This is a genomic window from Paenibacillus lupini (genome assembly GCF_011761355.1).
Taxonomy (GTDB): Bacteria; Bacillota; Bacilli; order Paenibacillales; family Paenibacillaceae; genus Pristimantibacillus; species Pristimantibacillus lupini.
Genome location: NZ_JAASRW010000004.1, coordinates 1 through 26,916 on the forward strand (window position 1 = coordinate 1; position 26,916 = coordinate 26,916).

Genomic DNA, 26,916 nt, shown 5'->3' on the forward strand with positions numbered 1-26,916 from the left:
CCCTTGAAGACGACGAGGTTGATAGGTTCGGGGTGGAAGCACAGCAATGTGTGGAGCTGACGAATACTAATCGGTCGAGGGCTTATCCTAAAACGGTTTATGATTCATTCATAAACATCGCTTAAGAAGTTTCACTTTCGCATCCAGTTTTCAAGGCTCAAGCTTTGAATGTATTCCCTGATAGCTCAGTTGGTAGAGCACTCGACTGTTAATCGAGTTGTCACAGGTTCGAGTCCTGTTCGGGGAGCCATTTGCTCTCATAGCTCAGTAGGTAGAGTGCATCCATGGTAAGGATGAGGTCACCGGTTCGATCCCGGTTGAGAGCTCCAGTAGAAGTTTTTGTAAGGCCCGTTGGTCAAGTGGTTAAGACACCTCCCTTTCACGGAGGTAACAGGGGTTCGAGTCCCCTACGGGTCACCATAATTTCTTTTGTGTTGGTGGAAGTAAATTGCCTGTGGAGGCTTAGCTCAGCTGGGAGAGCATCTGCCTTACAAGCAGAGGGTCGGGGGTTCGATCCCCTCAGCCTCCACCATTACAGCTTTGGGGATTAGCCAAGCGGTAAGGCAACGGACTTTGACTCCGTCATTCCAAGGTTCGAATCCTTGATCCCCAGCCATTTATTACGAGCCATTAGCTCAGTTGGTAGAGCACCTGACTTTTAATCAGGGTGTCGAAGGTTCGAGTCCTTCATGGCTCACTTTTCTTAATAAGTTTCACCCATGCGCGTATGGCGGAATTGGCAGACGCACCAGACTTAGGATCTGGCGGGCAACCGTGGGGGTTCAAGTCCCTCTACGCGCACCATACTTAACACTCAACCTTCAGGAGATGTCCTGAAGGTTTTTTTGTGCTACATTATAGCCATACGACTTAAGAAATGAGGGAGAATAATGATGAATGAAACGATAGGTTTACTGAAGCAGCATCGCTCCATTCGGAAGTTCACGAAGGATCCGGTTACTGCTGAACAATTGGATGCGATATTAACGGCAGCACAACAGGCGTCGACCTCAAGCAATATGCAGGCCTATTCGGTTATTGGTATTACTGATAAGGAGCTTCGCAGTGAGCTGGCAAAGCTTGCAGGCAATCAAGCTTATATAGAAGAGAGTTCTGTCTTCCTCGTCTGGTGTGCGGATCTGTACCGCTGGGAACAAGCGGCTAAGCGGCATTATGATGAGGAAATACTTAGTACAACAGAAAACTTCATTATTGGAACAGTAGATGCTGCTCTGGCCGCTCAAAATGCTGCTGTTGCGGCGGAGTCACTTGGGCTCGGTATCGTGTATATTGGCGGCATACGTAATCAACCAGAACAAATATCTGAGCTCTTAGAGCTTCCTCAACATGTGTATCCGGTGTTTGGGATGTGTATTGGTGTTCCAGATCAATCTCCGCTTGATCGGCCACGGTTGCCGCGTTCAGCTGTTTATTACGAGAATAGCTATAATACGAGTACTATAGATTCAAATATTGATGCTTATGACGAGACGATGAGCAATTATATGAGGGCTAGATCAAATGGAAAGGCAGGCACAACCTGGTCGGAGGCTATGGCAGCCAAGGCAGGGCCAGTACGTATGCATATGCGCTCCTTCCTACAGAAGCAAGGATTCGAGCTCGAATAAGTTTATGTGCCGATCGTGAACCGAAACATGACTGTCAATGCATGTGGACAAGTATCGCATTTCTGTCATTGACATCTCATCTGAGAACGATTATCATTATACCTAGTTAATTGATAATTGTTATCACGGACGCGCTGTTAGCGCATAATAACGGAAACGGGCCGCTTTACGGCATCGGAAGGAGCGTGCAGGTCACATGATTCGTCTTACGACTTCGAATCTCGACATTGCTTATGATGATCGTCTCATCGTTCAAAATTTAAATATTGCTATTCCTCAAGGTAAGATTACAGCCCTTGTAGGCTCCAATGGATCGGGCAAATCGACCATCCTGAAGACGATGGCGCGTTTAATGCATCCATCAGGAGGCAGTGTACTGCTGGACGGTAGATCAATTCATAAGCAGTCAACGAAGGAAGTGGCGAAGCAGCTGGCTATTTTGCCGCAAAATCCGACGGCCCCAGACGGTCTTACCGTTGCAGAGCTCGTATCTTATGGACGTTTTCCCTATCAGAAGGGCTTTGGCTCATTGACTAAGGAAGACCGCCGCATTATTCAATGGGCAATTGAAGCTACCGGGATGGGTGAATTTGCAGAACGTCCAGTAGATCAATTATCGGGCGGCCAACGTCAACGTGCATGGATTGCGATGGCTCTTGCGCAAGAGACAGATATATTGTTCCTTGATGAGCCAACAACGTTTTTGGATATGGCCCATCAGCTTGAAGTTCTGCATTTGCTGCAGAAGCTTAATGAGATGAATAATCGTACGGTTGTCATGGTTGTGCATGATTTGAACCATGCTTCCCGTTACGCTCACCATATGGTTGCGATTAAGAAAGGTACAGTTGTAGGTGAAGGTACGCCAGCCGAAGTTATGACACCGGATATTTTACGTGAGGTGTTCAACATCGAGGCAGACATTGTACCGGACCCGCGTACTGGTGTACCTTTATGCTTACCTTATGCATTGGCTGGTGAACCGGCTGCTGATAAAGTGTTGGTAACAGCACAGCCTGAACGTATTCTGACTGCAGCAGGGGCATAATGATTAGCTTGAGAAAGCCGTGCTAAGTAAGCACGGCTTTTACTTTTCTTGGTCCTCTAAAATAATCTCAAAAAAACTTTTATAAAACAGTTGCATTTTGTTTTTGAAGGTGATATATTATTACTTGTCGCCGCGATGATAAACGGAACGGACGACAGCGAAAGTAACATGCGGAAGTGGCTCAGCGGTAGAGCATCGCCTTGCCAAGGCGAGGGTCGCGGGTTCGATTCCCGTCTTCCGCTCCATAATGTGCGGCCTTAGCTCAGCTGGATAGAGCGTTTGACTACGAATCAAAAGGTCAGGAGTTCGAATCTCTTAGGCCGCGCCAATTTTTCTCAAATACTTACTTATACTTGTCGGGATGTAGCTCAGCTTGGTAGAGCACCTGGTTTGGGACCAGGGGGTCGCATGTTCAAATCGTGTCATCCCGACCACTTATATGCGGGTGTAGTTCAATGGTAGAACTTTAGCCTTCCAAGCTAATAGCGTGGGTTCGATTCCCATCACCCGCTCCAGATTTTCAAACAATCTCCTTCTTCGGAAGGAGTTTTTATATTTTATATCCTAACATTGGCAGCCCTTGCGGGGGCTGCCTTTCCTGCGTTCTAAAAAGAAAGTGGGCGCTTCGGGCTTCAACCGAGCGTCATTTTGTAGTATGATGAAAAGAAGATGAAAATGCGTTAAAGTACAGGAGGATCAGTATGTCGGACCAAGTAACATCGACTTTATCGGCACAACACCGGCCGCAGGCTAACAATTTGCTGCGCAGAGACGTCCGTTTCCTAGGCAACATACTCGGGGAAGTGCTCGTCCATCAAGGTGGCCGTGAGCTGCTGGATATTGTTGAACAAATTCGTGAAACAAGTAAAGCCTTGCGCGCAGAATTTGTGCCTGAGCTTTTTGAACAGTTTAAGACGACGGTTGCATCGTTAAGCCCGGAAATTCGCCATCAGGTGATCCGTGCCTTTGCGATCTATTTCCAATTGGTCAACATTGCAGAGCAGAATCATCGTATTCGCCGCAAACGTGATTATGAGCGTTCGGCTGGGGAAAGTGTACAACGCGGTTCCATCGAGAGCGCTATTTCGGATTTGAAGGAGCGTAATATCGATATTGAAGGTGTTCAAGAGATCTTGAGCAACATTTCACTAGAGCTCGTTATGACTGCGCATCCAACGGAAGCGACACGTCGTGCCGTGCTTGATATTCATAAGCGGATTGCTGAAGATGTAATGGAACTTGATAATCCGACTCTGACTTACCGTGAACGCGAGATCCTTCGGGACAAGCTGCTGAATGAAGTGCTTATTTTGTGGCAAACTGATGAGCTTCGTGACCGTAAGCCAACTGTTATTGATGAAGTACGCAATGGCTTGTATTATTTCGACGAGACATTGTTCGAAGTGCTTCCTAACGTATATGAAGAACTGGAACGCAATCTTACTAAATACTATCCAGGCGAGAAATGGCATGTACCAAGCTATCTGCGCTTCGGCTCATGGATCGGCGGAGACCGCGACGGTAACCCGTCGGTAACTGCGAAGGTAACATGGGAGACGCTGACGCTTAACCGCCAGCTTGCTATTAAGAAATATGAAGAGAAATTGCATGAGCTTGTCAGCATTCTGAGCTTCAGCACAAACCTTGTTGAGGTATCGGAAGAGCTGATCAACTCGATCAAGAAAGATCGTGAGCATGTCGAACTGAAATGTATTGACCTGTGGCGTAATGCGAAAGAGCCATACCGCATTAAGCTCGGCTTTATGCTTGAGAAGCTGGCTAACACTCGTGATGAGTCCCTCAAAGGCTCTCCTATGCGTTACAACAGCGCAAGCGAACTGCTTGATGAACTGCATATCATCGACCGCAGCTTACGCGGTCATTTTGCAGATTACGTAGCCGATACACATATCGGTAAGCTTGTCCGTCAAGTTGAGCTGTTTGGATTCCATATGCTTGCTTTGGATATCCGCCAGCACAGCCAAGAGCATGAGAATGCGATGTCGGAAATTTTGGCGAAGATGAATGTTGTAGCGAACTACGGCTCGCTTTCCGAAGAAGAGAAGATTGCTCTTCTCAGCAAATTGCTGGAGGACCCTCGTCCACTTACTTCGTCGCATCTGGATTATTCTCCATCGACTCGTGAGTGCCTGGACGTATATCAAACGGTCTACAAAGCACAGCAGGAGTTTGGACCAGAATGTATTTCGACTTATCTGATTAGTATGACGCAAGGTGCTAGCGACATGCTGGAGGTTATGGTATTTGCGAAAGAGGTAGGCTTGTTCCGTAAAGAAGCAGACGGCAGCGTTCGCTGCACACTGCAATCGGTACCTCTCTTCGAGACAATTGATGACCTGCATGCTGCTCCTGGTATCATGAAGCTGCTCTTCGAACTGCCAATCTATCGTCAAGCTGTAGCGGCAAGAGGCGACCTGCATGAAATCATGCTTGGTTACTCCGATAGTAATAAAGACGGCGGCGCGGTAACAGCGAACTGGGAATTGCGCGTAGCCCTGAATGATATTACAGCAACTGCAGGTGAACATGGCGTTAAGCTGAAGTTCTTCCATGGACGCGGCGGTGCACTTGGCCGTGGCGGTATGCCACTTAACCGCAGTATTCTGGCACAGCCTCCACATACGGTTGGCGGCGGCATTAAGATTACAGAGCAAGGCGAAGTATTGTCTTCGCGTTACTCAATGCAGGGCATTGCATATCGCAGCCTTGAGCAAGCATCGTGGGCGCTTATTACAGCAGCACGTCTTGCGAAATATCCACAAGCTCAAGATGATGCCGTGTTGAAAGAGTGGGAAGAGATTTCACGTTCCATCTCCGAGACTGCATTGAACAAGTACCAGGATCTGATCTTCCGTGATCCAGACTTCCTGACTTACTTCAAAGAGTCGACTCCACTTCCTGAGGTAGGCGAACTGAACATTGGTTCCCGTCCTTCGAAACGGAAGAACAGCGATCGCTTTGAGGATCTGCGTGCGATTCCTTGGGTATTTGCTTGGACGCAAAGCCGTTACTTGCTGCCTGCATGGTATGCAGCGGGTACTGCGCTTAAGCAGTACACGGGTGAGGATGAACAGCGTCTGACAACACTGAAGACGATGTATGAGAAATTCCCGTTCTTCCGTTCGCTGATCGACAATCTGCAAATGGCACTTGCTAAAGCAGATCTGACGATTGCGAAGGAGTATGCGGATATGATCTCCGACAGCACGATTCGTGATCGTATCTTTACTCAAATCGAGAACGAGTATAAGCTGACTTCGGATATGATTCTGAGCATTACAGGACAAGATGAGATTCTGGATAACGTACCAGTCATTCAAGAATCGATTCGTCTGCGTAATCCGTACGTTGATCCACTCAGCTACATGCAAGTTCAGCTCCTCACAGAGCTGAGGGAGCTTCGTGCGAAGGATGAAGATGATCCTGAACTGCTCCGTGAAGTTCTTCTTACGATTAACGGAATTGCAGCTGGTCTGAGAAATACAGGCTAATAGAAATATGGATAAAACCGGACATTTGGCTTATTACAAGTCGAATGTCCGGTTTTTTGTGTATTTGTCTATTTCTTTATCCTCCTTTTAAATTCACTTAAGTTTGATTTAAGGTACATGCCTCATGATAGGAATCAAGCAAGGGACATGAATCGCAAATCGCGGTCGTAATGAAAAGGAGCGATAAAGATGAACAATGAATATGAAAATAACCATAATAACGTAAATGATACAGATAAGCCGGAATCCACAGCGGAACATAAACCTTACACTTATACTTACGGACCCAATCGTTCTGCATCTACTCTTAGGACAGCCTACGAGAATCAGTTAATGAAGTTGACTGATGAAGGCGGGGAACAAGGGAATTCAGGATGGGGAAGCAAGAAACCAGGTAAGAAGAAGTCGCAGGCAAAAGCGATGGTGGCCGCTTTTCTAGTTGGCGCCGTGGTCATCAGTGGTTTCATGTATGCATCGGACCGGACAAACTTGTTCACAGGTAACGAGCAAGCTTCTACAGCAGCAACAACGACCGCAAGTAACTCGGCGCAGCAGGCAGCAGGTGTAACAACAGCATCAGTTAGTGTTGATGCCACTATCGCAGATGTTTATAAAGCAGCATCTCCTGCAGTAGTAAAGATTGAGAACTACACGCAGCCGGTACAAAGCAACGGCAGAGGGTATGGAGGAAGAGGTGGATTCCAAGGGTTTGGACAGGTCCCGCAGACACAAGAGGACAGTGGGCAGTCAGGTTCGACAGACAGCTCACAGCTTGAACTGGCTGGAACGGGCACAGGATTCTTTTTCGAATCATCCGGCTATATCCTAACTAACCAGCATGTTGTAGCAGATGCGTCGCAGGTGAAGGTTCAAGTAGAAGGCTATGATGAGCCGTTCATTGCAGAGGTGGTAGGGGAGAATGCGGAACAGGATTTGGCCGTACTCAAAATCAGTGGAACAGAGGCATTCCCCACACTCGCAATCGGTGACTCGAATCAAACGGCTATTGGCGACTGGGTGATCGCAATTGGTAACCCATATGGCTTCGATCATACGATGACGGTTGGAGTACTAAGCGCGAAGGAGCGTCCAATCACAATCAGTGATGAAGACGGTGATCATGTGTACGAGCATTTGCTGCAAACTGATGCTTCGATTAATCCAGGTAACTCCGGTGGTCCGCTGCTGAATGCGAGCGGCCAAGTGATTGGGATTAACACTGCTGTGAACTCTGAGGCGCAAGGTATTGGTTTCGCCATTCCGACAAGTACGATTCAAGAAACACTTAAACAGCTCGTTGGTCATAATGTATAAAGCCATTATTTGATAAATTATCTGAAGCGGAGAGGCATGCGGGCCTCTCCGCTTCTTCTATAATAAGGGCAGAATCGAAGAGGACTGACGTGCCTTCCGCTTTGCTATATAAGGGCAGAACCGATATAATAGACCAGGTGTGAATGGAGGATTTTTGTAATATGAAAACTTCATCTGGCTATTGGACAGCGGTTATTTTGGTCCTTATAGCTGCGGCTTGCTACGGAATTATGTCATCGGTTCTAAAGCTCGCTTATGAGAAAGCTTATACCTTTCAGCAAATTACAGTTCATCAAGTAGGGGCCGGTGCGATATTACTTTGGCTGCTGGTCCTGATAAGACCAGGAACATGGAGTAAGCTCGCTTTCAGTTGGAAGCACTGGGGGGCTTTAGCTTTTACCGGTATTTTTGGACTAAGTATGACGACTGTCTTATATAATCAGACTTTGGAAAGACTCGATGCTTCTTTCTCAATTGTCTTGCTTTTTCAGTTCATGTGGATTACGATTTTGCTAGAAAGTTTGTGGAAACGTAAATGGCCCACGAAATGGCAATGGGCAGCGATTGTGATGGCGATGGCAGGGACGGTGCTCGCGGCCGGACTGTTTGAGAATAAGCTCACCGATATGGATTGGGCAGGTGTATGGTTTGGCCTTGGCTCTGCGGTAACTTATAGCTTATTCCTGCTCCTGACAGGCAGAGTGGCGCCGGGTTATGATCCCGTTTATAAATCTGCAATTATGATGTCATTTGGCTTTGTTGTTATTGCAAATATGTATGGATATAAGACGTTTGATGGCGGCCTTGAAGGAGAATGGGGCCTTATCGGATGGGGAATTGCGCTTGGACTAATCGGACAGGTTCTGCCGACGGTCTTTTTTACAGCCGGTATTCCGAGAATCGGAAGCGGGCTTGCGTCCATGCTTGGAGCGATGGAGCTGCCTTTCGCGGTCGTTGGTGCCTGGCTGATTCTAGGCGAACCGATATCGCTTGGCGGTATTGCCGGCATCGTACTTATTCTAGGCGGTATTGTGCTTGCTGAGTATGGTTCACGCTTACGTCAGCCAACCATTCAAACGTAGAACCATGCTTACGAAGTAAGAATCACGAAAAGCACGTGACTGTACCATGCTTACGAAGTAAGAATTATCACGAAAATCATGTGATAATTCTTTTTGGGAGGATGAATAGTGAATGTATTGGAAGCCCGCCTAGCTCGATTAGCACTTAAAGGCGACCAGCGGGCATTTGCTGAGCTTGTAGGGCTGTATCAGGACAAGCTGTTCCATATGGCCTACCGAATGTTATATAACCGCCAAGAGGCGGAGGACGTCGTTCAGGAAACTTTCCTGAGGGTCTATAAAAATCTGGAGCGATATGACGAATCGCTTAAATTCTCCACGTGGATTTACCGGATTGCAACAAACCTATGTATCGATCGGCTTAGGAAACGGAAGCCTTCGTACTCTCTTGATGCAGAATCAACAGATCATGAGGGGCTTGATGGCTACTCCATGATTCCAAGCGATAACCGTACGCCAGAGTCAGAGCTCTTACTTACAGAGACCCAGCGTATTATTCATGAATCGATTGACTCGCTGCCTCCGAAGTATAAGACGATTATGATGCTTCGATATATTCAGGAGATGTCTCTGCAGGAGATCAGCGATGTACTCGATATGCCGGTAACGACGATTAAGACTCGTGTTCACCGAGGCAGGGAGTTTTTACGAAAAAAACTGGAGCATAAGCTGTAGTTCAATTTTCACAAAAAAGTGAAACATCATGTGCGAGCTGTACGTACTCTATAAATGAGGAGAGCTTATGCGAGCAAACGAAAGAAAGGACTGGCTGCTATGAATTGCAACGTCGCGGGTGTATGGATGCATGATTATTTAGACGGCGATCTGCCGCGTGAAGATGCACGAGAATTACAGACTCATTTGAGCTCATGTCCCGCTTGCCTAGCCCGCTTTGAACAGCTGGAGAAGACGGAAGCGATGATGCTGAGCACGTTAGAGCATACCGTTTCCATTCCCGATTATGATAAATCAGCTTTGACCAATCGTATTATGGCTGAGCTGCCTAAGCCGGCAAAATCGAAAGAGCGTCGTGGCTTGCTGCGGTACATTTATAAGTATCCGGGCCTTACAGCTGCTGCTTTGTTCGTGCTTGTTATGCTTGGAAGCTTCACCTCGATGTGGGATCAGGATTCAAAGCTGATTGTATCCGGTGAAGATCTGCAGCAGGTTGTCATTAACGGAAATACGGTCACGGTTCCTGAAGGTGCCCATGTGAAGGGTAATTTGGTTATTGAGAATGGAACTGCCGATGTGAAAGGTGAAGTGGATGGCAATGTAACGGTCATCGACGGCAATCTGAATCTTGCATCGACTGGTTACATTACAGGACAAAGCCGGACCATTGATCAGGCGCTAGACTGGTTCTGGTACAAAGTGACGGAAACGTTCAGCGGATTGGCTTCTTAGGACGAACTGCCTCTCTTGCAGAGAGGCAGTTATTTTTTTTTCTGAAAAAAAGGGTTTCCAAGTGCAATTCTAGAAAACAATAAAGTTAAGACCAGATAAAGTGTAAACGGTGGAACCGTTATTATAAATAGCGGCATACGTTTCGCGGATGAAGTATAAGCACAGAATAGAAAGATCATATACATTCTTATATTTTAAAGATAATTGTCGTCGGCAGTTTGGGGGTTGATCTGTGAATTATTTCAATGATTTGACTTGGAATGGCTGGATTAAGGACATTATTGATATTGGCATTGTTAGCTATATCATTTATAAATTGATTTTGCTCGTGCGTGGCACAAGGGCTGTTCAATTACTTAAGGGGATATTGGTCTTGGTCGGCACCTGGGCGATCAGCACCTGGTTTAATCTCTATACGCTGAAGTGGCTGATGAATCAGATGTTCACATTTGGCGTCTTGGCGGTACTTATTATTTTCCAACCAGAGCTTCGTCGTGCGCTGGAGCAATTGGGGCGCGGCAAGCTGTTTGCTCGTACCTCAACGCTGGAGCGCGATATTGTTGCCGAACAGATTGAAAGTGTCATGAAGGCTGTTCAGCATATGGCTCAGCGAAGCATCGGGGCATTGATCGTCTTTGAACGTACTACAGGAGTAACCGAGCTGATTGAATCCGGGATTCAGATGGAGTCACGGATTACGTCCGAGCTGATCATGAACATTTTTACACCTAATACACCGCTGCATGACGGGGCGGTTATTATCCGGGGTAATCAGATTATGGCCGCTGGCTGTTATTTGCCGCTTTCGGAGAATCCATTTATCAGCAAAGAGCTTGGGACCCGTCACCGTGCTGCTATTGGGGTCAGCGAAGTTAGTGACGCTGTTGCTGTTATTGTATCGGAAGAAACAGGACAAGTTTCCCTTGCTATTAACGGGATGATTGTTCGTGATATTAAGGAAGAATCGCTGATCTCCAAGCTGTTCGAAGAGCTGACGCCAAAACAGACGAGTAGTAAGGAGCGGGCAACCGTATCCTCGTTCTCGTTCTGGAAGCGGAAAGGAGGCCGCGATGGATAAGTGGTTAAGTCATCCGACGATACTCAAGATCCTTTCTGTTGCGATTGCGCTGCTCTTATGGGCAATGGTGCATTTTGATCCGGAATCGACTCCGGCTACCGTGACCTCCTCTTTGAATACAAAAGTCATTGAGGCGGCCTCGGTTATTCCGACAAATCTAGATGAAACGAAATATGCACTTGTAAAAGTAGAGCCAACTGTCGTTCGGCTGGTCGTTGAAGGGCGGAAAGCAAGCCTGTTGACGCTGAATGAGGAGGATTATGTTGTACATGCAGACTTAAGCAATATTACAGCTGGTGAGCATGTGGTGCCGCTGACCTATGATTTGCCTAAAGGTATTACCCTTGTGGAAAGTTCGCCACGTTCCATTACGGTGGATATTGTAGAGATTGAGACGAAGACATTTGATCTTGGGGTCGCAACGGAAGGGACACCTGCGAATGGTTATATTGCCGGTACTCCATCCGTGAAATCAGGTACAATCGTGAACATTACACTGCCGAAGGACGAGATGGCTCTTGTTGGAGCAGTTCGTACAACCGTTGATATCGAGGGTGCAGAAAAGTCAGTTGTGAACAAGAAAGCACAGGTTATTGTGTACGATACCGAAGGGGAAGCGATGGAGCATGCGATTGTTCGTCCTTCCACAGTAGAAGTTGAGGTTCCAGTCACACCGCCGCTGAAGACAATGCCGTTGCAGCTTGGATTTACGGGAAGTCTGCCGGATGGTTTAAGTGTCAGCTCGGTGAAGGCGGATATCGATAAAGTCGCCGTGTACGGTGATCAGAATCTGCTGGATTCGATGGAAACCTACACGGGCGGCGTAACCATCGACCTATCGAAGATTAAGGAATCCGGTACGGTGAAAGCGAAGGTTACAGCTGTCGGTGACGTGAAGATGGTAGAACCGTCTGAAATCAATGTAGAGGTTAAGGTAGTGGCTTCCCAGACGTTAACGCTTGACCGTACCGTTAAATTAAATGATCTGCCGGAAGGACTCACGGCGTCGTTCAAGGACCCTGGGGATAGTCATGTATCGATAACGGTTCGTGGTGCGCCTAATATGCTTGCAGCTCTGCAGAACGACGATGTGAAGCTGTCAGCAGATTTGAGTGATGCCAAGGTTGGAACGACAACCGTTCCGCTCCTTGTTAAACTGCCGCGATTTATTGATCTGGCAGAGGAAAAACCAACGATTAAGCTTGATATCACGGATAAGAATGCAGCAAGCGACAGCAACTCGGAGGGAGCCGGGGATATTCCGGCTGGCGGCCAGCCTACCGATTCAAATTCATCCGGTAATGCAACCGAACCTCCTCCTGATAAGAATACAAATACGGGATCGGATGCAGGTAATGGTACTGGCTCAGGTACGGGAGCTGATTCCGGTTCTACTACCACTCCTGATTCAGATGAAGATCCCGCTGAGGAACCAAGTACTACTCCATAATGGAATGTATGAGTGGAAGCGGGAAAAGCGGTAGTTAAAAGTAGTTCAAAAGCGGCCTCAGATCGAGTAGGATTAGGAATAGGCCATTGCAGCAGCAGATTTAACGACAAAAGGGGCATGAGAAAATATGGGGAAATATTTTGGTACGGATGGCGTGCGCGGAGTAGCTAATCTAGAGCTGACTCCGGAGCTTGCTTATAAAATCGGCCGTTGCGGCGGTTATGTCTTAACAGGCCAGGCGGATAAGCCGAAGGTAGTTATCGGTCTGGATACACGGATCTCGGGTCCGATGCTGGAGGCTGCGCTGATTGCTGGTCTTCTGTCGATTGGTGCGAGCGTTATTCGACTTGGTGTCGTATCGACTCCAGCAGTTGCTTATATTACACGCGAATTAAAAGCAGATGCAGGTGTTATGATTTCTGCTTCCCATAATCCGGTTCAGGATAACGGCATTAAGTTCTTTGGCGGGGACGGCTTCAAGCTGTCTGATGAAACAGAGCTTGAGATCGAGCGTCTAATCGATGCTGAGGTCGATGAACTACCTCGTCCAATCGGCGGCGAAATCGGCACCGTAACGAATGATGATAATGCGAAATATCGTTTCCTTGATTATTTGAAAACGACAATTAATGGTGATTTCAAGGGCCTTAAGATCGTACTCGACTGTGCACATGGCTCGGCATATGAGCTGGCACCAAAAGTATTCCGGGAGCTTGGTGCGGAGATTATTACAGTTGGAGCGGAGCCGGACGGCCGCAACATTAATGCTGGCGTGGGCTCGACGCATCCGGAATACTTGCGTGAGCAAGTACTGGCGCATGGTGCAGACCTGGGTCTTTCGTTCGATGGCGATGCTGACCGTCTGATTGCTATTGATGACAAAGGCGAGGAAGTCGATGGCGACTATATCCTTTGCATTTGCGGCGATGCAATGAAGCGGGCTGGCAAGCTCAAAAATGATACCGTTGTAACGACTGTAATGGCGAACATCGGATTCTTCAAAGCAACGCAGCGTATTGGTCTGCAAACGGCTCAGACGGCTGTTGGAGACCGTTACGTAATGGAAGAAATGCGTAAGGGCGGATATAACCTTGGCGGCGAACAGTCCGGTCATGTTATTTTCCTCGATTACAATACAACAGGTGACGGTATTCTGACGGCTCTACAACTGGTTGATACGCTGGTAGCTTCGGGCCGCAAGCTGAGTGATCTGAAAAACCTGATGAGCAAATATCCGCAAGTGCTGGTGAACGTTCGTGTAGAGGATAAGAGCCTATATGCGGGTAATGAAGCTATCGTTAAAGCGGTTGAGGAAGTTGAGCAGGAGCTTGGCGATAACGGCCGTGTACTCGTTCGCCCGTCCGGAACCGAATCGCTGATCCGTGTTATGGCCGAGGGCCCAGAGAAAGACCAGATTGAGGATTATGTGGCTCGAATCGTTGATGTGGTGAAACAGCAATTAGGCTAAAAGTTAGCGGGCTTAAGTCTACTGCCGACTAATTGCCGACAAATACAAAAGTCTCCACGATTCCGTGGAGACTTTTGTATTTGCGGCTAGGCGATTGAATATATAGGTAATGTAAGGGATTTTATTTGCTTCAAAAGTTGGGGCAAATGTATGGCCGGGCTTGGGCATTTCGGACGAGAAAGCGGATATTATTAGGAGAAATTACCGGAGTTGTTCGTCCTGCGCCTAAAGTTCAGGTTGCGAAACCAGTCGAAAGTGAATATGATAGAAAGTATGATTCCAGCAGGAAAGCGAGGATAGTGGTTGTAACTAGTAATATAAGCGCCAGAGCTTGCGTGATGATTTGCCTTATGGAGTTACGAGCATGAGGGATCATACGGGAAGCTGACGAGGTGAAGGTGTTCGAATTATTCGGCGGGGACCTTCCGGTTATCAAAGCCAACCGAAAGCCGATACGCAAAGGGATTGGGCGACCGATCTTACAAACGTACGGCAGGCTGCACTTGTTGTTTTGATTTATTGCATTCATTCGAGGAATTAAACATGCTCCCGTATGTCTATGGTGCCGCCTGATAGGTTGGCACGGGCAGAGGGGTAATACGCCTGTGCCACATATCGGCTGGCATCCGTATTCATAGTTGAGAGACAACTATCGATTAAACGGAGGTCTTTATTATATGTGTGGTATTGTAGGATATATTGGTAAACGTGATTCTCAGGATATTTTGATCGAAGGGTTGAAGAAGCTGGAATACCGGGGTTATGACTCCGCTGGTATTGCGGTATTCACAACGAACGGACTGGAGATCAAGAAATCTAAAGGCCGTCTGGCTGTGCTTGAGGATAAACTGCGTGATGAGCCGCTGCAAGGTTCGGTTGGTATCGGTCATACACGTTGGGCAACTCATGGTAAGCCATCTGACGTTAACTCGCATCCTCATACAGATAACTCGGCGAAGTTCTCGGTCGTGCATAACGGCATTGTCGAAAACTACCTGGATCTGAAAGAGGAATTAACGATTAAAGGCCATCGTTTTGTGTCGGAGACTGACACTGAAGTTATTTCGCACCTGGTTGCTGACGAATATGACGGCAACATTGTCGAAGCAGTACAACGTGCTGTAAAACGTATGCGCGGCGCATTTGCGCTTGGCGTATTAACAGAATTCGAACCAGAGCGTCTGGTTGCAGTTCGTTTTGCAAGCCCGCTTGTTATTGGCGTTGGCGAAGGCGAGAACTTCATTGGTTCGGATATTCCGGCAATTTTGGAGCATACTCGAAATGTGTACATCTTGAACGACGGCGAAATGGCTGTATTGACACGTGATGGTGTCGAACTCATGACGACAGAGGGCGAATTTATTTCCAAGGAAATATACCATGTCGATTGGGATCTTGTGACAGCGGAGAAAGCCGGATTTGATCATTTTATGCTGAAAGAGATTCACGAGCAGCCAAAGGCATATCGTGATACAATGCTTGGCCGTATCGCGGATGACGGCAAGTCGGTTAACCTGACTGAGCTTTCGATGACAGCTGAGTATGTGAAGTCGATTCGCAAAGTGCATATTGTTGCTTGTGGTACGGCTTACCATGCAGGTATGGTTGGTAAAACCGTTATTGAATCGCTCGCACGCATTCCGGTTGAGACGGACGTAGCATCGGAATATCGTTACCGCTCGCCAATCATTACACCTGACACGCTGGTTATCGTTGTTAGCCAATCGGGCGAAACAGCAGATACGCTTGCAGCGCTTCGTGAAGCGAAACGCAATGGTGCTCGTGTTCTGGCAATCACTAACGTTGTAGGTAGCTCGGTTGCTCGTGAAGCGGATGATGTGCTCGTAACTTGGGCAGGTCCAGAAATCGCGGTAGCATCGACAAAAGCTTACACTTCGCAGTTGATTGCATTCTACCTGTTTGGTCTGCACCTTGCTGGCATTCTGGGTACGAAAGACGAAGCGACAGTAGCAGGCATTATCACAGCGCTAGGCGAGCTTCCTGAGCAAGTGGAGATCATCCTTGAGAATGCTCCAGTGCTGAAGCAAGTAGCTGAGTCGATCTCGCATCATAAAAACTTGTTCTTCATCGGCCGTGGTGTCGACTATGCAGTCGCACAAGAAGGCTCGCTGAAGCTGAAAGAAATCTCGTACATTCACTCCGAAGCGTATGCAGCAGGGGAGCTGAAGCACGGTACACTAGCTCTGATCGAGGAAGGTATTCCGGTTATTGCTTTGATAACCCAGGAAGAGCTGTATGAGAAAACACTGAGCAACATTAAAGAAGTAAAAGCCCGCGGCGCTCATGTACTGGGTATTATAAACGCAGGTAACGAAGTAGAAGTAGCTAAATCCGTTGACGAATTGTTCGCGATTCCGAAGACATTGCCACTTCTTTCACCAGCTCTGTCGGTTATCCCGCTGCAGCTGATCTCGTACTATGCATCGCTTGCACTTGAGCATGATGTTGATAAGCCTCGTAACCTTGCAAAATCGGTAACGGTCGAGTAAGGAAAGAGCAATCATATATATTAAAGCTCGCTGTTGATCAGCGAGCTTTTTTTATTTTCATAAATGTAAATAAACTTTCACCATTCCTTCAATGAACAGCCATATGGCAGGCCAAACTAATCACATGATAAGGTGTATAATCAACCTAGTCACACTTTGAAGTAGTTGGCACGGAAGGGGTACAATTTATGATGAAAAGCATAATCAGATCGAAAACAACATGGTTAATTTCAGTCATATTTATTATATGTGTTTTATTCTTCGTCTTATTTTATGATCCGAATGGCCAGTCGTCCGTAGAAGCACCTGCTGCAGTAACTGAGCAAGATGGTTATCAAGTTGTTACTATTCAGGCAAAAGGAGATGGCTTCTACCCTGATCATGTGGAGATTAAGGCAGGAGTTCCTACAAAGATCAACTTCATCAAAACAACCAGCTTGACCTGTATAAGAGCTGTGGATTCAGAAGGTTTGGGATTTGATGTCTATTTGAAGAAAGGTGATAATTTCACAACTTTAGAGGATCTTAAGCCGGGAACCTATCAATTCGACTGCGATATGTATATGTACCATGGGACCATTACGGTGGTCTAGACGGAGGTATTCAGGGTTTTACTTGACATCCTTCGGAGGCAGGTCAACAATGGGGAAGAGTATTAATAACCCATACGTAAGGTGGTAGATTAAGTGACTCTTCGAATTGGTATAGCAGGTACAGGTTGGTTTGGACGGATGCATGCGGAAAAGCTTGCTGCGATGGAGGATATTAGCGTCAGCGCGTTCTGCGGGACAAGTCTTGAGAAGGCCGAAACGGCGGCAAAGCCTTATCGTGATGCACGTGGTTACGATTCTATAGAGGCTATGCTAGAGGATAGCAAGCTGGATGCAGTCTATATTTGCACGCCTCCTTTTGCACATGGTGAGATTGAGCTTGCACTTGTGGAGCGGGGTATTCCATTCTTGGTTGAAAAACCGATTGGTGTTGATGAAGCTACGCCAAATCGGATCCGTCAGGCCGTTAGGGAGAAAGGACTGCTGACTTCGGTTGGCTATCACTTCCGGTACATGGACAGCACCAATCATGCAAAGGAGCTTCTTGCTAACCGGACACCACTCATGGCACTCGGACAATGGATGGGCTCGATGCCAGGCGTATATTGGTGGCGTAATATGGAGACCTCCGGTGGTCAGTTTGTCGAGCAGACGACACATATTGTGGACCTGATGCGCTATTTGCTTGGTGACGTGAATGAAGTTTATGCGGCTTATGGAGATCGGTACATGTCAAGCAAGGAAGAGGGAGTTACGGCTCCTGATGTAGGAACAGTAACGATGAAGCTGGCGAGCGGTGCGGTTGCTACAATCAGCAATACGTGTGCGATTCCAGCCGGTGGTTCTGCAGGCCTGCAGATTTATACAAATACAGGGGTTCTTCAGATCACAGGAGATGCTCTTGTTGATATCGAAACCGACCAGAAGACCGAGTACAAAGCGTCGAATAATCCATACGTGAGGGAAAATGAAGCCTTCCTTCATGCCGTTAGAACAGGAGACAGCAGCAGAATTCTGTCCACCTATGAGGATGCATGGGAGACTCATCGAGTAACGATGGCGGCTAATGAATCAGCGAGAACGGGACTACCTGTTAAGCTGAGATAATTTTTACTAGAGTTGATCACCACTTAATAAAGGCACCTATCGTTAGTTAACGGTAGGTGCCTTTTTGCATGTTACTTATTGACGGTATTAACTTATACATTCAACAATTGCGCTTATCTCCTGGTAAGGGATATTATTCTCATATATAAAGGAGATGACCAGCTTATGAGAGGATTAGCCATATTACTTGGGTATACGCTATTGGGGAATGCCATTCACACCTTACTGTCCGTACCGATCTCGGGGAATGTCATTGGGATGGTGTTGCTAGTGATCAGCTTGTTTGCAGGATGGATTAAGCTCGCTTGGATTGAGGAGACCGCACAATTTTTTTTAAAGCATATGATGATTTTTTTCGCACCTGTCATCGTTGGAACGATGATGTTCTTTGGAGTGATTGGAGATCAGTGGTTAGTAGTGTTGGTTACTTTAATTGTTGCAACTATTATTGTTCTACTCGTTACTGCTGGAGTTGCGGCAAGGCAGTCTGGAAAGGTGAAGGAACGTACCTATGAATGAGGCATGGTTTGAGCAGCCGCTCTTTGGAATTACGATTACTGTAGTCTTTTATATGGGGGCTCAACTCCTTAACAGTCGATACCGCTGGTTAAATCCCTTGTTTGTAACATCAGGAGGCATTATTGTACTGCTGCTGCTCAGCGATATTCCTTATGAGGCATATCGTGCAGGGGGGGACGTCATTACCTTTTTCCTTGGGCCTGCTACGGTTGCTCTTGCGGTTCCGTTTTATAAGAATTTTCAAAATCTAAGAAATCAGCTTGTCCCTATCGTTACAGCAGTCAGTGCGGGATTGATTTGCGGTCTGCTTGCCGTATGGGGAATAAGTAGTCTTCTTCATGGCTCGAAACAAATCATGCTCACCATGCTGCCCAAATCGGTCACAACACCAATTGCGATTGAAATTGCTGATCTATTAGGCGGCACCCCTGAACTAGCTGGTGTATTCGCCGTACTGACAGGGCTGCTAGGCAGTATGATTGGACCCGGCATTCTTAAATTGTGCAAGTTTCGTAGTGATATAGCCATTGGAGCGGCTATGGGTACGGCCTCACATGGTATTGGTACAGCGCGCATCATGCGTGATTCCGAAATCCAAGGCGGCATCAGCGCATTCGCAATGGGGCTGTCGAGCATATTGACGCCTATATTTTGCATACCACTCATTTGGTGGCTTTAATAGTTCATATCGAAAAAGGTATCTATCGTTATTAGTTGACGATGGGTACCTTTTTTTGCGTTACCTATTGATGAGGTCAAATGTTAAGGTACCGAGCGAACTATTCGCTGTTTGAGGCGAAAGACTTATTTAGAGATCCAATCACATACGACTTTGGAACAATAAACCAATAAAAGTGGAATTTTTACCAACAATGGTATCCTTACGGCTGACAATTTTTGGACATATAATTATGAATGCGGTTACAAGATAACGCACACAAAAACAAGGCTTAATTAAAAGGGAGGCAAAGTATGAAACGAATGAAACGTGCTTTAACGGGGATCTCTGCAATGCTTGTAATGACAACGGCTCTTGCAGCGTGTGGGAACTCGAGCAACAACTCGAATTCGAACTCAAACTCATCTAGCCCAAGCCCAACAACATCTACTGCTACTGCATCAGAGGCGCCAGCAACGAATGATGGCAAGAAAGTCACGATTAATCTCTGGAGCTTCACTGATGAAATTCCGAACATGACGAAAAAGTATTTGGAAACTCATCCTGACGCAAATGTAGAGTTTAAAACGACAGTAATCGCAACGACAGACGGTGCTTATCAGCCAGCTCTTGACCAAGCTCTGGCCGGCGGCGGCAAGGACGCTCCGGACATCTTCGCAGCTGAAGCGGCGTTTGTACTTAAGTATACACAAGGTGATGCATCCAGCTATGCAGCAAACTATGCTGACCTTGGTCTTGACGACCAACTGGTGAAGGACGCGGGCATCGCGCAATATTCGGTTGATATCGGCAGCAAAGACGGTCAACTAAAAGCTCTTGGTTATCAAGCAACAGGAGGCGGCTTCATTTATCGTCGTTCAATTGCAAAAGATGTATTTGGAACGGATGATCCTGCAGCAATCAAAAACGAGGTTGGTCCTGGATGGGATAAATACTTCGCTGCAGCTGATAAGCTGAAAGCAAAAGGTTACGCGATTGTTTCCGGCGACGGCGATATTTGGCACGCAATTGAGAACAGCTCCGACAAGGGCTGGATCGTTGACGGTAAGCTTCATATCGATCCTAAGCGTGAAGCATTCCTTGATTTCTCCAAGAAGCTGACAGACAACGGCTACAGCAATGGAACACAAGACTGGCAGGAAGCTTGGTATGCAGATATGTCCGGCACAGGCCCGAAACCGGTCTTCGGATTCTTTGGTCCAGCTTGGCTGATCAACTATGTGATGAATGGTCAAGTGAAAGACACGAATGGTGACTGGGCTGTTACGGAGCCAACGACTGGCTTCTTCTGGGGTGGTACTTGGCTGCTTGCTAACAAAGATGTTACGAAGGACGATGCTAAGAAACAAGCGGTTGCTGACTTCGTTAAGTGGGTTACGCTTGATACGTCCGAGACAGGTCTCCAGTATTACTGGGCTAACGGCACGATGAAAGAGGGCGAGCAAGGCACGAAGGACAGCGTTGCATCCTCTGTAGTTATGTCGAAGTCTAACGGCGAAGTTCCGCTGCTTGGCGGACAAAACATGTTCGAAGCTTTTGTTCCAGCTAACGCTAACGCTACAGGCAAAAACCTGACTCAATATGACGAATCGATCAACCTGATCTGGCGTGATCAAGTTCGTGCATATGCTTCAGGCAGCAAGAGCCGCGAACAAGCGCTCAAAGACTTCAAGCAAACCGTTACAGATCAGCTCGGAATCGAAAGCGAATAATTTGGCGCCGAAGGGGTGGGAGAGCTTCCCGCCCCTTCATATCAATTGATGAGGTGAGAGCATGCGCCGCAATGGAGTCAACTACTCGAAATACGGCTATATTTTTAGTATTCCTTTTATCATTATCTTTCTGATTTTTTCCCTATATCCAACGCTATACACCGCAGTCATTGGGTTCACGGATATGAAGGGTGTCATACCGAAACCGATTCACATTATGGATAATCCGTTTCAGAACTTCAAAGATCTCATTATGGAGAATGTCTCGTTTAGACAGTCTCTTATTAATACCTTAATCCTATGGATTGCCAACTTCATACCTCAAATCGTGCTTGCGCTTCTGCTCACCGCCTGGTTTACTAACCGGCGCCTTAATGTAAAAGGACAAGGCGCATTCAAAGTTTTGCTCTATATGCCGAATATAATCACGGCGAGTACGATAGCCGTGCTCTTCAGCACCTTGTTCGCTTATCCGATGGGTCCTGTGAATAGCTTGTTTCACGCGCTGGGGTGGTCGGACGCACCGATCCAATTCCTTCAGGACAAAAATACCGCGCGGGGTATTGTTTCTTTCATCCAATTCTGGATGTGGTACGGTAATACGATGATTGTCCTTATTGCAGGTGTTATGGGTATTAACCCAGCGCTCTTCGAGGCGGCTTCCATTGACGGTGCCAACGGAATTCAAACCTTTTTCCGCGTTACGCTGCCGAGTCTTCGCACGATCTTACTTTACTCGCTGATTACGTCGATGATTGGTGGTCTGCAAATGTTTGATATTCCGCAGCTATTCATCACTCCAGCTGGTGGACCAGACAATGCTACTCTTACCACCTCCGTGTTTATCTACGGGCAGGCATTTAAGGGCAGCTATATGTATAATAAGGCCGCAGCAGCTAGTATGATTATGTTCATCATTGCAGCTGTACTGTCCCTCATAGTGTTCTACCTGATGCGTGATCGCAGTGAGGCAAAGCTTAAGAAACAACAAAAGATGATCAATAAAGCTGCAAAAGCAGCGGCAAGGGGGATGTAATTCATGGCGAATATTAATATTGAGAAAACATCCCGGGGCATTAACAAGACGATTATCTACATCGTCTGCATAGGCCTGTCGCTGCTTAGTATCCTTCCGTTCTGGATTATGTTCGTCAATGCCACACGTTCTACGGCGGAAATTCAAAGTGGTCTATCCCTGCTGCCATCTACACACTTCATGACCAACTGGGATGTTCTCGTCAGCAAGAGCTTTGATCCCTTAAAAGGTTTCCTGAACTCGATGACCATCTCTGGTGCTTCGACCATCTGCGCGGTTTATTTCTCATCATTAACAGCTTACGGGCTTGTCGTGTACAACTGGAAATGGCGTCAGCCGTTCTTCACTTTTATTATGTGTGTGATGCTGATACCGGCACAGGCAAGTGCGATTGGCTTCTATCAGTTCATGTATCAAATGCACTGGACGAACAGCTTCCTGCCGCTGATTCTGCCTTCGATTGCAGCGCCGGCCATTGTATTCTTCATGCGCCAATACCTGCTTGCGACACTTTCGCTTGAGATCGTAGAGGCAGCTCGTGTAGACGGCTCCGGTGAGTTCGCTACCTTCAACAAGATCATCATGCCAATCATGATGCCGGCTGTGGCAACGCAAGCTATCTTTGCTTTTGTTGGCAGCTGGAACAATTTGTTCATGCCGCTGATTCTGCTGACGGATAAATCTAAATATACACTGCCGGTAATGGTAAGTTTGCTTCGTGGTGATATTTACAAGACGGAGTTTGGCTCGATCTATATGGGGCTGGCCCTGACGGCATTACCGCTGTTTGTGATTTACTTCCTGTTGTCCCGTTATATTATCGCGGGTGTAGCGCTTGGAGGCGTGAAGGAATAGTACTTTCGAAGAAAAGAAGGGGCTGCCCTCATAAGTCATTCAAGATGACTTATGAGGGCAGCCCCTGTTTTATTCTAGGCTCCTGCTGCAGCTGGCCTACGTTGGATTTTCTCCAGTATTATCAAGGACTAAGTGACGAGGCAGTAGCTATATTGGATTTCTTCCAATACATTTCACGGAATTAGGCTATATTGCTTAAACTGAGTTGATTATACTGTATCGAATCCAACTTAGCTTGAGCTAAGGGGCGCTTGAACAGAATTATGCTGTATATAATCCAGTGTAGCCTCAAAGTTAAAGGATTGCTTTACATTGGATTCGCTGCCTCACCTTGTTTATATTCATTTGGCGTCATACCAACCTCTTGCTTGAAAATTTTTGCGAAGTAGGAATAGTTGGCGTAACCAACCTTCTTCGCCACGGCGAACACCGACAGCTGCGTCGATCGGAGAAGCTGCTTAGCAGCCTCGATTCGCGCTCCAATCACATAGTTACCAAGCGATACCCCTGTTTCTTTCTTGAACAACCGGGCCAGGTAGTCGGGATGGAGATAGACAACTTCAGCCAGACTGAGTCGGGTGAGGTCTTCTCCGTAATGTGCATGGATATATTGCTTGATTTCCTCCGCAACAGATTTGGGCTGCTCGGCGAAATCACGATACGACATGGCCGTATGTACCAGGTATCGCATGTATGCTTCCATATCCTCAATCGAGTGCAAGGAATGGGCGAGCAGTCGTTCATTGGACTTTCCTTTGTACAGCTGATGAGCCTGAATGCCTTTCGACTTGAGAAAGGAGTAGACAAGCTGCATAAGGTCGAGACGGAATAGGCCAAGCTCAGAGGTGGAGCAATGGTTCTGCTGTACAGAATCATTCAAATACGCTGTCGTTTCACGTAAAAACTCTTCCGGCAGGTTCCGCTCCAGAAGCTCCTCCAGCTGCGCCAGATCTGGTGGTCTGTAAGAATCATCAGCGGACTTAAGACCATGCTCTGCGAAGAAAATTTGATTGCGTCGCTTGGTGATGTCCTGATTCAGCTGCAGTAATTGCCGGATGATTGGACTGATGCCTTCAAGCTTGCCTGACATAGCCACAATACAGCACGCATCGCTTTTCAGTGAGCGGTTCGCCTGTTGGATGAAGGCGGCACATAACTCATCAAGCGTCTGAGAGTCAGGCGCTCCTTTCCATTTCAAGACGGCGATCCAGTTATGGACACTGTATTCGAGCACAGTTTCCACCGTAAACTGCGGATGCTGAAACAGCTCATAAAGGACATTGAGCAGCGCGAAGTCGAACAGATTTTTTTCTTCGATGCCCATACTACCGTCGTGAGGGAACAGATTAAGCAGCACGGGCTGAATAAGGTCAGTCATGCCGTACGATAGATGCTGTTCCTCGACAGCTCGCGAGATGTCCGATGGCTTAAGAGGGAAGGAGACGCTGCTGCTGATCAGCTTGCGCCAGAAATGCTCAAGAATTTTCGCTTGATTGCGCTGCCAGTAATAGCCCTCCTGAATCGCTTTCTCTTGCTGCTGCTGTTCTTTCGCACGCTCAACGGCCTTCCGGATAATGAGCATCAGCTTATCGAACTGAATGGGTTTTAGGAAATATTCAAAGCTGCGCAGCTCAATTGCTTTCTGTGCATAGTTGAAATCTGCGTAGTTGGTTAAGAAGATCGCCTGCACGTTGTAGTTCTCCTCACGAATCCACGCTAGCAGCTCCAGACCACTGCCTTGCGGCATTTCGATATCGGATATAAGAATTTGGACCTTGTGGTTTATCAGAATTTCGCGCGCTTGGGCGACATTATGTGCGGTATAGACTGACTCAATGCCAAGCGATATCCAGTCGATCTTCTTCTCCAGCGCGGTCACGACAAAGTAGTCGTCATCTACGAGTAATACATTCATCGTCTCTGCACTCCATTCTCGATTGGACTTACCGGAAGCTCCGGCAGATATAGGGTGACGCATGCGCCACCGTTTTCCCGATTTGAGAATCGGATCACCGCTCGTTCACCGTACAAATATTCAAGCCGCGAAGCTGTATTCATGATTCCAATCTGCGTGCCATTCGTCTGGTCGAGCGGTTGTCCTTGCTGCAGCTTCTCCAGGACATCAGGCGGGAAGCCCGGGCCGGTATCCGTAATCTGGATGACAGTCATTGTCTCGTCCTCGATAAGCTGCTCTTCGACAGTCAGCTCGATCAGTACTTGCTTGTCCCTTGATACCGCGTATTTGATTGCATTCTCGATAAAGGTTTGGAGCACAAGCGGCGGAATTGGAGTGTCCCTCGTTAGTTCGGTTTGCTCAATTCGATAGAGGAAGGAGCCTTGATACCTATTCCTCTGAATTTCGAGATAAACACGGACATGCTCAATTTCGTCCTCCATGCGTACGAAGTCTTGACCATTCTGGAAAATATACCGGAAGTAGACGGATGTCGATAAAGCCATCTGTTGAATTTCCTCGGTCATATCCATCTGTGCCATGCTGTGAATGGTTGTCAGGCAGTTCAGGAAAAAATGCGGCTTGATCTGCAGCTTCATATAATCCAGCTGAATTTGCTGTTTCTCGAGCTCGCGCTCGTAAATATCGATCTTATAGGTTTTGATCTGCGTTACCAGTTGTGCAAACTGCTTGTTGGCCTTCTCAAGCTCCACAATCTTGCTGCTTGTACTATCAATGGGTTCGCCATCCTCCGTCCAGAAGGCGAGGTTATAGGAGAAGCTCTTGATTGGCTGCAGCACCTTGTTCTTGAAATAAAGCATAATGAAGCTCAGGCTGCAGGCGACGATGACGGCGAGCAGCATAATCAGCAGCTGGACGATCATGATTTTCTCGAAGGCGCCGAATTGAATGACGAGTTTAACGAAGAACGAAGCATTGTCGAACTCTCCGTTGACCGTTGTTTTCGTCTGGAGCGGGTTCAAGAGAGAGGATTGGTTCTGTTCATGCTCAATGTTAAGCAGCTTCCCTTTATTCGAGATCGGACTAGTGACAAGACTGCCGTCTTCGGCACGCAAGGAGGCATAGCCGTTCTCACCGAGATTAATCTGGCGAAGCGGGCGGATAAGATCATCTGCCGAGATCAAGCAAATCATGTAGCTGTCGTGGTAAGGAACGATATTAACGATATAAAATTTTCCGGCCAGCTGGATGGTAGACCATCGGGAATAGAACTGCTCATAAATGACTTTATCTTCAATATAGACATTGATCTGTTTCTGAAGCTCCCGGTATACCTTGTACGTGACCGCCATAGGTGCAATGTTGAGCATCAGTTTTTTCTTATTAAAGAAGAGGAAGAAATTATAGCTGGGATTATAGCTTTTCTGAAGCTCGACGAACCGCCGGTATATCGTATCATTCGCTTTCATAAATTCGGTCTCGTTCGTATCATGCATATCCATGATCTTTACATTCTCGTCGTTCGCCAGCGTCCAGCCCATGAAATGATTGATATAGGAGAAGTCGCTGTTGATCCGATTAATGTACAAATAAGCGGTGTCACGCAAATCCCTTGCAGACTGCTGCTTGACGATTGTGATCGACGCGAAGCTGATGATGAAATCCAGAATAAGCGCGGAAAAGGAAATGACGAGAATGATTTTGACGTAATGCTGGATCGGATAGAGCTTGTTTTCCGCTTGTTTGGCCATGTGCCCCCGTAACTCCTCGCTATCAGCCTCTAGTATTCGAAATCCATGTCTGATAATTATAATGCCGCATTATGAAAATGCAACCGATTGCATGCCTCAAATAAACCGAATGTCTGGAATGTGACAGCAGAAAGTCTGGATTGTATGTCATTCCGTTTGGATCGAGAGAGAATCCCGACATTCGCCATCGAAAAGTCCGGAATGTGTGATTCAGGATGTCCAAATCGCATCGCTTGCTGCAAGTATACTGAAGTCGTTAGAAGAGAAAGCAAGGAACTGTAAGATTAGCTACAC

20 protein-coding genes, 11 tRNA genes and 1 rRNA gene are annotated in these 26,916 nt (G+C 47.1%); 30 read left to right on the forward strand and 2 right to left on the reverse strand.

Annotation, left to right across the window (positions count from 1 at the left end; genetic code table 11):
• The 30 genes from FHS17_RS13445 to FHS17_RS13590 all read left to right on the forward strand — a co-directional run.
• A 23S ribosomal RNA gene (locus FHS17_RS13445) occupies positions 1–90 on the forward strand; the annotation flags it as partial.
• Between the two features lie 84 nt (positions 91–174).
• Positions 175–250 (forward strand) — tRNA-Asn (locus tag FHS17_RS13450).
• A gap of 3 nt (positions 251–253) precedes the next feature.
• Positions 254–329, forward strand: a tRNA-Thr gene (locus tag FHS17_RS13455).
• A gap of 16 nt (positions 330–345) precedes the next feature.
• A tRNA-Glu gene (locus tag FHS17_RS13460) sits at positions 346–420 on the forward strand.
• A 36-nt stretch (positions 421–456) separates the two neighbouring features.
• Positions 457–532: transfer RNA gene (locus FHS17_RS13465), tRNA-Val, on the forward strand.
• A gap of 9 nt (positions 533–541) precedes the next feature.
• Positions 542–616: transfer RNA gene (locus FHS17_RS13470), tRNA-Gln, on the forward strand.
• 8 nt (positions 617–624) lie between these two features.
• Positions 625–697 (forward strand) — tRNA-Lys (locus FHS17_RS13475).
• Between the two features lie 24 nt (positions 698–721).
• A tRNA-Leu gene (locus FHS17_RS13480) sits at positions 722–804 on the forward strand.
• A gap of 89 nt (positions 805–893) precedes the next feature.
• Positions 894–1,628 carry an oxygen-insensitive NADPH nitroreductase gene (gene nfsA, locus FHS17_RS13485; protein ID WP_167279484.1) on the forward strand — a complete coding sequence of 245 codons (735 nt, stop codon included), beginning with the start codon at positions 894–896 and terminating at the stop codon, positions 1,626–1,628.
• Between the two features lie 196 nt (positions 1,629–1,824).
• Positions 1,825–2,676, forward strand: coding sequence for an ABC transporter ATP-binding protein (locus FHS17_RS13490; RefSeq protein WP_167278952.1), 852 nt, complete (start codon positions 1,825–1,827; stop codon positions 2,674–2,676).
• A gap of 170 nt (positions 2,677–2,846) precedes the next feature.
• Positions 2,847–2,921: transfer RNA gene (locus tag FHS17_RS13495), tRNA-Gly, on the forward strand.
• A 6-nt stretch (positions 2,922–2,927) separates the two neighbouring features.
• Positions 2,928–3,004 (forward strand) — tRNA-Arg (locus tag FHS17_RS13500).
• 29 nt (positions 3,005–3,033) lie between these two features.
• Positions 3,034–3,110: transfer RNA gene (locus FHS17_RS13505), tRNA-Pro, on the forward strand.
• 7 nt (positions 3,111–3,117) lie between these two features.
• Positions 3,118–3,191, forward strand: a tRNA-Gly gene (locus FHS17_RS13510).
• Positions 3,192–3,377: 186 nt separating this feature from the next.
• Positions 3,378–6,188: a phosphoenolpyruvate carboxylase gene (ppc, locus tag FHS17_RS13515; protein WP_167278953.1), complete on the forward strand. Its 2,811-nt coding sequence runs from the start codon at positions 3,378–3,380 to the stop codon at positions 6,186–6,188.
• A gap of 189 nt (positions 6,189–6,377) precedes the next feature.
• Positions 6,378–7,502, forward strand: coding sequence for a S1C family serine protease (locus tag FHS17_RS13520; protein WP_167278954.1), 1,125 nt, complete (start codon positions 6,378–6,380; stop codon positions 7,500–7,502).
• Between the two features lie 161 nt (positions 7,503–7,663).
• Positions 7,664–8,584: an EamA family transporter gene (locus tag FHS17_RS13525; RefSeq protein WP_167278955.1), complete on the forward strand. Its 921-nt coding sequence runs from the start codon at positions 7,664–7,666 to the stop codon at positions 8,582–8,584.
• Positions 8,585–8,692: 108 nt separating this feature from the next.
• Positions 8,693–9,259 carry an RNA polymerase sigma factor SigW gene (gene sigW / locus FHS17_RS13530; protein ID WP_167278956.1) on the forward strand — a complete coding sequence of 189 codons (567 nt, stop codon included), beginning with the start codon at positions 8,693–8,695 and terminating at the stop codon, positions 9,257–9,259.
• A 99-nt stretch (positions 9,260–9,358) separates the two neighbouring features.
• Positions 9,359–9,991 (forward strand): zf-HC2 domain-containing protein, encoded by a 633-nt coding sequence (locus FHS17_RS13535; RefSeq protein WP_167278957.1) that lies wholly within the window; start codon positions 9,359–9,361, stop codon positions 9,989–9,991.
• Between the two features lie 232 nt (positions 9,992–10,223).
• Positions 10,224–11,069, forward strand: coding sequence for a diadenylate cyclase CdaA (gene cdaA / locus FHS17_RS13540; protein ID WP_167278958.1), 846 nt, complete (start codon positions 10,224–10,226; stop codon positions 11,067–11,069).
• The gene (locus FHS17_RS13545) at positions 11,062–12,519 is read left to right on the forward strand and encodes a CdaR family protein (protein ID WP_167278959.1); all 1,458 of its coding nucleotides are present in this window, start codon (positions 11,062–11,064) and stop codon (positions 12,517–12,519) included. The genes cdaA and FHS17_RS13545 overlap by 8 nt, the downstream gene beginning before the upstream one ends.
• A 127-nt stretch (positions 12,520–12,646) precedes the next feature.
• Positions 12,647–13,987 carry a phosphoglucosamine mutase gene (glmM, locus tag FHS17_RS13550; RefSeq protein WP_167278960.1) on the forward strand — a complete coding sequence of 447 codons (1,341 nt, stop codon included), beginning with the start codon at positions 12,647–12,649 and terminating at the stop codon, positions 13,985–13,987.
• A gap of 677 nt (positions 13,988–14,664) precedes the next feature.
• The gene (glmS, locus tag FHS17_RS13555) at positions 14,665–16,497 is read left to right on the forward strand and encodes a glutamine--fructose-6-phosphate transaminase (isomerizing) (RefSeq protein ID WP_167278961.1); all 1,833 of its coding nucleotides are present in this window, start codon (positions 14,665–14,667) and stop codon (positions 16,495–16,497) included.
• A 188-nt stretch (positions 16,498–16,685) separates the two neighbouring features.
• On the forward strand, positions 16,686–17,090 hold the full coding sequence (locus FHS17_RS13560) for a cupredoxin domain-containing protein (protein WP_243865350.1): 405 nt from the start codon (positions 16,686–16,688) through the stop codon (positions 17,088–17,090).
• Between the two features lie 93 nt (positions 17,091–17,183).
• Positions 17,184–18,155 carry a Gfo/Idh/MocA family oxidoreductase gene (locus tag FHS17_RS13565; protein ID WP_167278962.1) on the forward strand — a complete coding sequence of 324 codons (972 nt, stop codon included), beginning with the start codon at positions 17,184–17,186 and terminating at the stop codon, positions 18,153–18,155.
• Between the two features lie 165 nt (positions 18,156–18,320).
• Positions 18,321–18,674 carry a CidA/LrgA family protein gene (locus FHS17_RS13570; protein ID WP_167278963.1) on the forward strand — a complete coding sequence of 118 codons (354 nt, stop codon included), beginning with the start codon at positions 18,321–18,323 and terminating at the stop codon, positions 18,672–18,674.
• Positions 18,667–19,353, forward strand: coding sequence for an LrgB family protein (locus tag FHS17_RS13575; RefSeq protein WP_167278964.1), 687 nt, complete (start codon positions 18,667–18,669; stop codon positions 19,351–19,353). Before FHS17_RS13570 ends, FHS17_RS13575 begins: the two co-directional genes overlap by 8 nt.
• Before the next feature lie 293 nt (positions 19,354–19,646).
• Positions 19,647–21,065 (forward strand): ABC transporter substrate-binding protein, encoded by a 1,419-nt coding sequence (locus FHS17_RS13580; protein WP_167278965.1) that lies wholly within the window; start codon positions 19,647–19,649, stop codon positions 21,063–21,065.
• A 61-nt stretch (positions 21,066–21,126) separates the two neighbouring features.
• The gene (locus tag FHS17_RS13585; RefSeq protein ID WP_167278966.1) at positions 21,127–22,101 is read left to right on the forward strand and encodes a carbohydrate ABC transporter permease; all 975 of its coding nucleotides are present in this window, start codon (positions 21,127–21,129) and stop codon (positions 22,099–22,101) included.
• 3 nt (positions 22,102–22,104) lie between these two features.
• A complete protein-coding gene (locus tag FHS17_RS13590; protein WP_167278967.1) occupies positions 22,105–22,956 on the forward strand; it encodes a carbohydrate ABC transporter permease in 852 nt (283 codons plus the stop codon).
• Positions 22,957–23,263: 307 nt separating this feature from the next.
• Here the strand turns inward: FHS17_RS13590 and FHS17_RS13595 are convergent, their stop codons facing one another.
• Together FHS17_RS13595 and FHS17_RS13600 are read right to left on the reverse strand one after the other, a co-directional pair.
• A complete protein-coding gene (locus FHS17_RS13595; RefSeq protein WP_167278968.1) occupies positions 23,264–24,871 on the reverse strand; it encodes a response regulator transcription factor in 1,608 nt (535 codons plus the stop codon).
• Positions 24,868–26,622: a sensor histidine kinase gene (locus tag FHS17_RS13600; protein ID WP_167278969.1), complete on the reverse strand. Its 1,755-nt coding sequence runs from the start codon at positions 26,620–26,622 to the stop codon at positions 24,868–24,870. The genes FHS17_RS13595 and FHS17_RS13600 overlap by 4 nt, the downstream gene beginning before the upstream one ends.
• Between the last annotated feature and the right edge of the window lie 294 nt (positions 26,623–26,916).